Annotated in this window: 5 protein-coding genes; all 5 read right to left on the bottom strand. The window is 63.3% G+C overall.

The features are described from left to right. Positions 1-302 precede the first annotated feature (302 nt). Complete coding sequence (locus AAFH49_RS17865; protein ID WP_342300314.1) at positions 303-1,178, bottom strand: glycoside hydrolase family 16 protein; 876 nt, start codon at positions 1,176-1,178, stop codon at positions 303-305. 30 nt (positions 1,179-1,208) lie between these two features. Continuing rightward, entirely contained in the window at positions 1,209-2,453 is a 1,245-nt protein-coding gene (locus tag AAFH49_RS17860) for a PKD domain-containing protein (RefSeq protein WP_342300312.1), read from the bottom strand. 40 nt (positions 2,454-2,493) lie between these two features. Further along, on the bottom strand, positions 2,494-4,008 hold the full coding sequence (locus AAFH49_RS17855) for a RagB/SusD family nutrient uptake outer membrane protein (RefSeq protein ID WP_342300310.1): 1,515 nt from the start codon (positions 4,006-4,008) through the stop codon (positions 2,494-2,496). A 48-nt stretch (positions 4,009-4,056) separates the two neighbouring features. Next, a complete protein-coding gene (locus AAFH49_RS17850) occupies positions 4,057-7,215 on the bottom strand; it encodes a SusC/RagA family TonB-linked outer membrane protein (RefSeq protein WP_342300308.1) in 3,159 nt (1,052 codons plus the stop codon). Between the two features lie 71 nt (positions 7,216-7,286). Continuing rightward, positions 7,287-9,689: a beta-glucosidase family protein gene (locus tag AAFH49_RS17845; protein ID WP_342300306.1), complete on the bottom strand. Its 2,403-nt coding sequence runs from the start codon at positions 9,687-9,689 to the stop codon at positions 7,287-7,289. Positions 9,690-9,819: the final 130 nt, after the last annotated feature.

Raw genomic sequence — 9,819 nt, 5'->3', positions numbered from 1 at the left:
AATCGGGTAGGCCAGCGTAGTTGAACTCGTCGCTCCAGGCCAGCTTGGTGAAGGTGTAGCGCGGCGGGGCCACGGCCGCTTTCGGAGCGGGCGAAGTACCGTTGAGTAGCAGCAACAAGCCGGGTAGTAATGTGGAAATCATGCGTTGAAGTGGAAAAAATGGGGATAACTCCCAAGCGGTGCCGAAGTCAAAAACGGCGGAGCCTATTGGCCGCCGGCCCACTGGACCGGCGGCCAACGCCCAATCCGGCGGGGGATTCTCACCAGGCCCCGGCCGGAATGAACGGCGGTATCGGGCCGGGCTACTCCTTGTATTTGTAGTAGCGCACGTAGTCCACCAGCATTTGCTGGGGGAAGGAGGTAGAGCCGTCGGGGTTGCCGTCGAAATCACCGCCCACAGCCACGTTCAGAATCATATAGAACGGGTTGTTGAACGGGTAGGGCGATACCTGCGCCACGGTGCGCTCGTAGTACTGCACGCTGTCGACGTAGAACTGAGTCTTATCCTGGCTGCGGATGACGGTGTAGGTGTGGTAGGCGGCCGATAAATCGGGCGCGCCGGGCAGGGAATAAGCCAAGCTGGAGAATTGGTGCGTGCTCGTATTGGCCCCGTAGTGCAGGGTGCTGATGTCGACCTGCGGGGTGCTGCCGCGCAGCTCCATAATGTCGATTTCGCCGCAGGCCGGCCAGCTTACCTGGCTGTCGTTCGAGCCCAGCATCCAGATGGCGGGCCAGATGCCCTTGCCCTTGGGCACTTTGGCGCGGATATCGATGCGGCCGAAAGTGAAGTCGCGCAGGCCTTTGGTGTTGATGCGGGCCGAGGTGTAGGCGCGGCCGTGGTAGGCCTCGCGCTGGGCCGTGATAACGAGGTTGCCGTTGGTGACGCCCAGGTTGGAGCGTGAGTCGGTGGTGGCCTGAAGCTCGTTGTTGTACCACACGTCCTTTATCTCGGGCACCCATTTCTGGGGGTTGAGCGAGGTGCCGTCGAACTCATCGCTCCACACCAGGGTGCGGTAGCTGCCGTAGGGCATGATGGCGGCATTCACGGGCTCGGGAGTTGCCGCCGCAGTTTCGGTGATGGTGGGGCCGGGTGGGTTCTGGGTGCAGCTGCTGGCGGCCAGCGCCACGGCGGCGAAGCCAAGGGCCAGGCGCGACGATGAAAAGGGAAATAACATCATGGGAATAGCTGAAAAGGATAAGTGGAAGGCTTATTTCACCCGCATCTTGAAGGTGAACACCGGGTCGGCGGTGGGGCCGCCGGCCCGCAGCACCATCGTGCGGTTGTTGATGGAAAGGATGCGGTAGGTGTGGTCGGCCCCGGCATCGGTGGCCCCGATGAAGGCCGTGGGCGCTGCCAGCACAAACTGGGCCTGGCCCGCCCCGGCCGCCGCCCCAAACGTGAACGTAGTGGTGAGCGAGCGCGGGGCCTGGCACGAATACGACCCGGCCACAAACGTCTCAGCCTTGGCATTATACACGAAGCTGTGGCTGCTGGTGAACGTGTACTCGTCGTCGGCCTGGCAGGCGGGCAGGCCGCCGGCGGCCACGATTGGCCCGTTCGGGTAGTAGGATTCGGGCGCGGCCTCGGTGCCTACCGTGATGGGGTTCGGCACTGTGTTATCGAGCACCCAGGTGCGCGAGCTGCCGCCCGTGAGCCGGCGCTCGGTGATGACCAGCAGGGGCGGGGTGGGCATCAGCGTTACCTCCGTGATGGTGCCGTTGGGGTTGGTGCCGCGCAGGCGCAGCACGGTGGCCGAGGCTTCCACGATGTCGTAGGTTTTGTTCACCACCGAATCCGTGAGGCCGATGAAGGACTTGGGGCGTTGCAGCACAATCTGGCCCAGGCCGTTGGCCGTGGGACGGAAAATGAAGCCGCTCGTGCCGTTCAGGTTCGCGCCGCAGTTGTCGCCGCCGTCGTAGGTGTAGGTGAAGCTCTGGTTGAACTGGAACTGGTCGTCGCCCTGGCAGTCGGGCAGCACCCCCGACGCGCTGAGCTGGGTAGTGCCGTTGGCCGCAAACGTCTTGATGGCCCCCGGCTGGTCTGAATACGTCCAGCTGGTGGCATTATTCTTCCCGCAATCGATGAGCGCCGCATAGGCTGCATTGCTGCAAATCGACGGAATCGTGACATCGACGGGCGCGAAGCCCGTGCCGCCCCGGCCCGAAACCACCAGCTTCACCTGGTAGGTGCGGGGCAGGGTGTAGGTGTGGGTCACGTCGCGGCCCGAAGCCAGGGGCGAGCCATCGCCGAAATCCCACTGGTACAGGAAGCCGTCGGCGCTGGTGTTGGTGAAGGTGGCCACCACCGGGTACACGGTCGTGTTCAGGGCCACGGTGAAGCCGGCGGCGGGCACGGGGCCTTCCAGCGAGTCCACTTCTTTTTTGCGGCACGCGCCCAACGCCACGGCCCCCAGGGCCAGCAGCAACACAGATTGACGAAAAGAACTACGCATGAGAACGGAGGATAGCATGGGTGGGAATGAGCTGATGCGCTTAGTAGCCATCGTTTTGCGTCAGGTTGGGGTTGGCGTCGCGTTCCGACTGCGGAATGGGCAGCACGATGTTGAAAGGCTTGATACCCTTGCTGATGAGGTGCGCGTTGGTGAGTAGCTTGTTGGTGCGCTTGAGGTCGAACCACCGGTCATCCTCAAAAGCCAGCTCGTAGCGGCGCTCGCGCAGCACGGCGGCCGCAAAGTCGTTGGTGTTGTTGCTGTTCAGGTCGTGGGGCTGGGCCGTGGGGCTGGTCAGGTCTTCGCCAAAAGCCCGGCGGCGCACGATGTTGAGGTACTTGAAGCCGTCGGCCGTCGGCCCCAGGCCTTCGGCGGCAATGAGGTACACCTCGGCCAGGCGCATCACCGGGAAGTTCAGTGGCGAGTCCCAGACGTTGGAGGCGCTTTTGGGTATCAGCCACTTGCGCACGTTGTAGCCGTTGGGCGAGCCCGGCAGCGTGGCGGGCTGCGAGGGGTAGGTGCTGCCCGCCGGGTAGGGGTCGCCGGGCTTGAAGATGGTGACGGCCTGGCGGCGGTCGCCGGCCTCGTAGCCATCCACGAAGTTGGGCTCGGGAATGTTGAAGCCGTAGCCGTTCTGCGGGGCCAGGCCCTGCAGGCGTGGGGCAAAAAATTCATTTCCCACGAAGCCCAGGTGGTTGAAATCGTAGGACTGCGAGGGGTCCGTCACGAACTGCACCTCGAACAGGGACTCCTTGCCGTTCTCGTTTTCCAGCTTGAAATTGTCGCCGTAGTTGGCCCACAGGCTGTGCGGGCCGGTGGTGATGATGAGCTGGGCCAGGCGCGCGGCCTCGGCTTTGTTGCCCAGCGTGAGCTGCACTTTGGCCAGCAGGCCCATGGCGGCCCACTTGGTGGCGCGGCCCAGGTCGGCCCCGCTGTAGCTGCCCAGCAGGCTGCCGCTGGCGGCGGTCAGGTCGTTGATAATCTGCTCGTAAACCTTGGCGGCCGGCGTGCGCGGAATGGCGGCATCGGCGGGGCTGGCGGGCGGCGTGGTCAGCAGCGGCACATCGCCGAAGCAGCGCACCAGGTCGAAGTAATACTTGGCCCGCAGAAACTGTGCCTCGCCCACGCACCGCGTCCGAATGGTGGGGCTCATGTTGGTGATACCCGGCACTTTTTGGATGACCAGGTTGGCCGTGCCAATGCCCACGTAGCAGCCGGCCCACAGCGCCCCAGTCATGGGGTTGCTGCTGGGAATGTTGAACTGGTCGAGCTGGATTTCCTCGGCTCCGTCGCCGCCGCCGCCGCCGCCGGTATTCGAGTTGTCCGACATGATGTCGCCGATGCCCCACAGCGAGTAGTTGTACTGGCCCTTGCGGCTCAGCTGCGAGTACACCGCGTTGGTAGCCAGGATGGCATCCGTCTCATTCTTATAGAAGTTCTGGGTCGTGAGCTGGTCGCGGGGCGACTCGTCGAGGAATTTTTCGCCGCAGCCCGTAGTGGTCAGCAGGCCCAGGCTCAGCAGAAAGCCAACGGCGGCGGTTTTGGGGAGGAAGTTCATCTGGTGGGAGAGATAAAGGCGACTGATGGGAAAAAGGCGGCCCGGCTATTAAAAGCCGATGTTCACGCCCGCCAGGAAAACCCGCGACTGCGGATACACGCCGAAGTCGATGCCGCGGCCGCCGAGCTCCGGGTCGAAGCCCGTGTATTTGGTGAGGGTCACCAGGTTCTGGCCGGTCACGTACACGCGCAGGCTTTGGGCGGCCACGCGCTGGGTGAGGGATTTGGGTAGGTTGTAGCCGACAGTCAGGGTTTTGATGCGCAGGTAGGAGCCGTCCTCGATGAAGTAGCTGCTCACGCGCAGGTTCTGGTTGGGGTCGCCGGCCACGGCGCGGGGCACGTCGGTGCTCGTGTTGGGGCCGGTCCAGCGGCCCAGCACGCGGGTGCTGCTGTTGCCGTTGCTGTACAGGCCGCCTTCGGTGTACACGCGGTTCAGGTTATACACGTCGTTGCCCTGCGAGCCCTGCACGAACACGTTGAGGTCCAGCCCGTGCCAGCTCACCGTGTTGTTTAGGCCGTAGGTGAAGGCCGGGTTGGGGTTGCCGATGAACGTGCGGTCGGCATCGGTAATCTTGCCGTCGCCGTTCAGGTCCTTGAAGCGAATGTCGCCCGGGGCAGTGCTTACGCCGGAGTTGGCACCCACCGTTTGGGTAGCATGGTTTTTCACGTCTTCCGGCGTTTGGAACAGGCCATCAGCCACATAGCCGTAGAACGCGCCGAAGGGCTGGCCTTTGTCGTAGCGCACGAGGGCCGCGCCGTTGCGGTTGGTGGCGCCGTTGAAGGCGGTGCCGCCCGTGCCCAGGTCCTCAATCTGGTTTTTATAGGCCGAGAACACGGCCGAAGTCGTCCAGGTCAGGCCCCGGTCGCCGCCCACCAGGTTGCGGGTCGAGACGGAAACGTCGATGCCGCGGTTGTACGACACCAGCGAGTTGGTGGGCACGGCCTCGTAGGTACCCGTCACGAGGTAGGCCGGCACGTTGTTTATCAGGTTGGGCGAGCGGCGGTTATACACGTCCACCGTGGCTTCGATGCGGTTGCTAAACAGGCCCACATCTACACCAATATTGGTTTGCACGTTGTCTTCCCAGCGCAGCTGCGTGTTCTGGGCACGGGTGGGCGCGGCCCCCGAGTTGATGGTTTGAGCACCCGTGGTCACGTCATTGGGACCGAACGGGTAAGTGATGCCCGTGTTAATGGTGGCCAGGTAAGCAAACTGCCCGGCATTCAGCGGGTTGCCCACGCGGCCGTAGCCGGCGCGCAGCTTCAGGTTGCTGATGGTCGTAATGTTCTTGATGAAGGCCTCCTCCGACAAGCGCCAGCCCACCGAGGCCCCCGGGAAGAAGCCAAACTTGTAGCCTGTAGCGAAGGCCGAGCTGCCATCGTAGCGCACCGTGGCCGAGAAAATGTACTTGCCGGCAAAGTCATAGTTCACCCGGCCGAAGTAGCTGGCCAGGCGGGTCTGGCTGCTGGTGCCGCTGTTGGTCTGGCCGGTTTGGGGGCCGTTGTTCAGCTGGCGCAGGTCTTGGTTGAGGTAGAGGGAGCGGCCCGCGCTCAGCGAGTTGAAGTTGAACTCCTGCGCCGACTGGCCCAGCAGCACCGTCACCTGGTGCTTTTCGGCAAACAGCCGGTCATACGTCAGCGTATTCTCGATGAGGTAGCCGGGGTTGTAGTTGGAAAATGAGCTGGCGCTCGACTTGCTGTAGCGCGGCGAGTTCGGGCCCAGCGAAGGGAGAAAGCTCGAGCCGTTGTCAAAAATCATATCAACGCCCACATTGGTGCGAAACCGCAGGTTCTTCACCGGCTCCACTTCCGCAAATACTGTGGACAGCACCCGGTTGCGGCTGAACTTCTTGTCCTCAATCAGGGACTGCAGCACGGGGTTCGGCTCGGCGTAGTTGTCCGCCTTCGAGGGCTCGTGCCACGACCCATCGGGGTTGTACACCGGGATGGTGGGCGGGGCCTGCAACACGTTGTTCAGTACCCCAAACTCGCTGTTGCCGGTGTCGAGCTGCCGGTCGGCTAGGTGCGTCAGCGACAGGCTGTTGCCAATCTTCACGCGCTTGCTGAGCTGAATATCGCCATTAGCTCGCAGCGTAAAGCGCTCAAAATTAGACCCGTTCAGCGTGCCATCCTGCTGGAAGTAGCCGGCCGAAACGGCGTAGCGGGCCTTGTCGCTGCCACCCGATGCGCCCAGGTTGTAGCTCTGAATCACGGCCGTGGGCCGGAAAACCGCTTTCTGCCAGTCAGTACCCGCGCCCAACGATTTGGGGTCGCGCAGCTTCTCCTGCACCGGTGCCGTGCCCTGAGCCAGAATGCTTTCGTTGTTGATAACCGCGTACTGCTCTGCGTTTAGCAAGTCGAGCTTGCGCCACACCTGCTGCACGCCCCGGTAGCCGTCTAGGGTGATGCTGGCCGTGCCCGCCTTGCCGCGCTTCGTGGTGATAATGACCACGCCATTGGCCGCCCGCAGACCATAAATGGCCGTGGCCGACGCATCCTTCAGTACGTCAATTGTCTCAATATCATTGGGGTTGATGGCGTTCAACTGGTTTTCCACGCTGTTGCCGCCCGCATCGGACGATGGCAGTGGGAAGCCGTCCACCACGTACAGCGGCGAGTTGTTGCCCGCCGACGTGATGCCGCGCACCCGCACCGCCGTGCCGCCCGCCCCGCCCGGCGCGCCCGAGTTCTGCGTCACGGTCACGCCCGCTGCCCGGCCTTGCAGGGCCTGCGTGGGGTCGGCCACCGGCTGGGTAGCAATGTCGTGCCCCGAAACCGAGGAAATGGCGCTGCTGATGCTGCCGCGCTCCTGGGTGCCGTAGCCCACCACTACCACTTCATTCAGTTTCTGCGCGTCTTCGCGCAACGTGACGTTTACGGGGGTACCATTGGCCACCACTGCCGTTTGGGTTGTGAAGCCCACAAAGCTGAATACCAACGTGCTGCCCTCGGGTGCAGTCAGTGAGAAAGTGCCGTCGAGTGCGGTGGAAGTGCCGAGGGAGGTACCGCGCACCAACACGGTCACGCCGGGTACGCCGGTGCCGTCGGCGCCGGTCACACGGCCGGTCACGGGCACATCGGCGGCCGGGCGCGTGACCGGCCGGGTTGCTGCCACAACCGGCGCGCCCGTTGCTAGTACCGGCAGCCCGCAGGCCAGCAGTATGGTAGTGCGTCGCAGCAGCGCAATCAGGTAAAAAGTTCGCTTCATGGTGGGAGTTTTAAAAAGCGGTAAGCGAAGAAGTTGGCTGCTAAAAATCAGCCGACGAGTTTGCGGAATAATCAGTGTGATGCGGCCGCCGTAACGGTGCGCGATTGGTCAGAGGCCGGGCGCACGGCCCCCGTGGCTTTGCCGGCGGCTGGGGTGGCGCTGGCCACCGGCAAAGCCACGTAGCGGAACCGGGCCATCTGGGAGCCCACGCGCAGGGTGTACCAGCCGGTTTCCAGCTGCGGGCGGCCCTGGCCGTCGGGGTAGCTCAGGTCGTGTAGTGGGTCAATGTCGAACGTCAGCTGCTGGCTTTGGCCGGCAGCAAAGGCTTGTTTTTCAAAGTGCTTCAGCATCCGCACCGGGCGGGCAATGCGACCGATTTCGTCGGTCAGGAACCAGAGCACGGCTTCCTGACCGGCACGGGAGCCGGTGTTGGCCACGCGCACCGTGGCGCGCAATTTGGCGGCCGGCCCGGTCAGCACCGAGTCGCTCAGCGCCAGCCCGGAGTAGGCGTAAGTCGTGTAGCTCAGCCCTTCGCCGAACTCGGTCAGCATCGAGCTTTTGTACTTGGCCCCCGGCGACTCATAGCCTGCACCAAAGTCGCTCAAATCGAGGCTGTTTTCGTTATTATCGTGGTGGTAGTTGGTGATGTGGCCGGCAAACTGCGGGTAGGTAAAAGGCAGCTTGCCGCTCGGATTAGTCTTCCCGCTGATGATTTCGGCCAGCGCCGTGGCCCCGCCGTAGCCCGGCAGCCCCGCCCAAATGATGGCCGACGAGCCCTCGGCTACGCTGCGGATGATGTTCGGCCGCCCGCCGATTACGATGAGCACCGTAGGCTTGCCGCTGGCCTGCGCCGCTTGGGCCAGCTGCTGTTGGTCGACGGGTAAGGTCAGGTCTGAGGTGTTGCCCAGGCCTTCGGTGTAGGGCCGCTCGCCTAGGGCCAGCACCACGGCATCGGCCTGCTTTGCCGCAGCAGAAATGCTGGGCAACAGCATTTTGCCGGTGGCATCGCGGTAGGGTAGCATCTCGATTTTGGCCTGGGGATATTCCCGGCGCAAGGCTTCAAGTAGCGTGGGCACATCCTTCGGGTAAGCATCTTCGGGGCGGCCCTGCCAGGCCAGCGTCCAGCCGCCGCAGAGGTTGGCGCGCGAATCGGCCGAGGGGCCCACCACCAGCAGCCGCTTCACGCGGGCCGGGGCCAGCGGCAGGGCATTGCGCTCATTCTTAAGCAACACCATGCTCTCTCGGGCGGCGGCTACGGCCTGCGCCCGCAGCGCCGGGTCGCCGATGCGGCTGAGCCGGTCGGCGCGGGGCATGGGGTTCTCGAAAAGGCCGATTTCATCCTTCATCTGCAGAATCCGGCCTGCCGAAAGGTCGATGCGGGCCTGGGTCAGGCGGCCTTCCTGCACCAGCTCTTTCACAATGCGGCAGAAGCTGGTGGTGTAGGGCGTCATGGCCATGTCCACGCCCGCGTCGATGGCCATCCAGGTGGCTTCCTTCTCGTTGGGAGCCACTTTCTGCACGCGCACCAGCCGGTTGATGTCTTCCCAATCGGTCACGGCCACGCCTTTGAAGCCCATCTGGCGGCGCAGCAAATCGGTGAGAATGGCTTTGGACGCGTGCACCGGCTCGCCGTTGATTTCGCCCGAGTTAATCATGATGGATTTCAATCCGGAATCGATTGCGGACTGAAACGAAGGCCGGAAGAACTCCTGCAGGCGCTGGTCGGGGATGAGGGCGTTGGTGCGGTCCCAGCCGTTGCGCGGGTCGGAGTAGCCGAGGAAATGCTTGCCGCAGGCCGCTACTTTATAGGGTGAAATCTCAGTATTGGTCTGGAGTTCAACGGTGAAAGCCGTGCCGAGCGTGGCCGCCACCAGCGGGTCTTCGCCAAAGGTTTCGTAGAAGCGGGGCCAGTACGTGTTCAAACCCAAATCGAGCACCGGGGCAAATACCCAGTGGTGGCCCAGGTCGGCTGATTCGAGAATGGTGGCGCGTGCCGCCTGCCGGGCCAGGGCCGGATTGAAGCTGGCCCCGAGGTTGATGTTGTGCGGGAAAATGGCAGTGCCGCCCACGTAGCTGGCCCCGTGCATGTGGTCGATGCCATAAATCATGGGGATGTGCAGGCGCGACTCGCGCAGGGCAATGCGCTGCAGCGCGGCCGAGTAGCGCAGCCATTGCACGGCCGGCACTGCTTCCCCGTTGATGAACGAGCCAATATGAAAATCCCGGACTAAACCCGCCGCTTTGGCCGAGTCGAGCGAGACATCGCCGTTGGTGCCAGTATGATTTATCGCCGAAATGTTTAGCTGGGTCATCTGACCGATTTTCTCCTCCAGCGTCATTTGCGCCAGCAACTGCTGCACGCGCGGGCTGAAGGTGGGCGGGGCTATTTCCGCTGTGCGGGCTTCAGTAAGTGGAGCCGTGGTGGCCATCGGCACGGCTCCGCGCTGGCAAGCGGCCAGAAGCGGCAGCGCCACAAGCAAATTCCGCCACGCGGAAGAATGGTCTTGAACTACCGATGCCGACGACCGGCCGGGCAGCAAACGAATGCGAAACAGGGAGGAAAACGAGGCCATCTGGAATATTCAGTTGGCCAAATGTAGAGGA

The sequence above is a fragment of the Hymenobacter segetis genome (assembly GCF_038448715.1).
GTDB classification, from domain to species: Bacteria; Bacteroidota; Bacteroidia; order Cytophagales; family Hymenobacteraceae; genus Hymenobacter; species Hymenobacter segetis.
The sequence above is the reverse complement of the archived record's forward strand: the minus strand, read 5'-3'. Positions and strand labels throughout refer to the sequence as shown.

Coding starts and splice junctions, on each gene's coding strand:
- AAFH49_RS17855 (WP_342300310.1), bottom strand. CDS start 4,008: ATGAACTTCCTCCCCAAAACCGCCGCCGTTGGCTTTCTGCTGAGCCTG.
- AAFH49_RS17865 (WP_342300314.1), bottom strand. CDS start 1,178: ATGATGTTATTTCCCTTTTCATCGTCGCGCCTGGCCCTTGGCTTCGCC.
- AAFH49_RS17850 (WP_342300308.1), bottom strand. CDS start 7,215: ATGAAGCGAACTTTTTACCTGATTGCGCTGCTGCGACGCACTACCATA.
- AAFH49_RS17860 (WP_342300312.1), bottom strand. CDS start 2,453: ATGCGTAGTTCTTTTCGTCAATCTGTGTTGCTGCTGGCCCTGGGGGCC.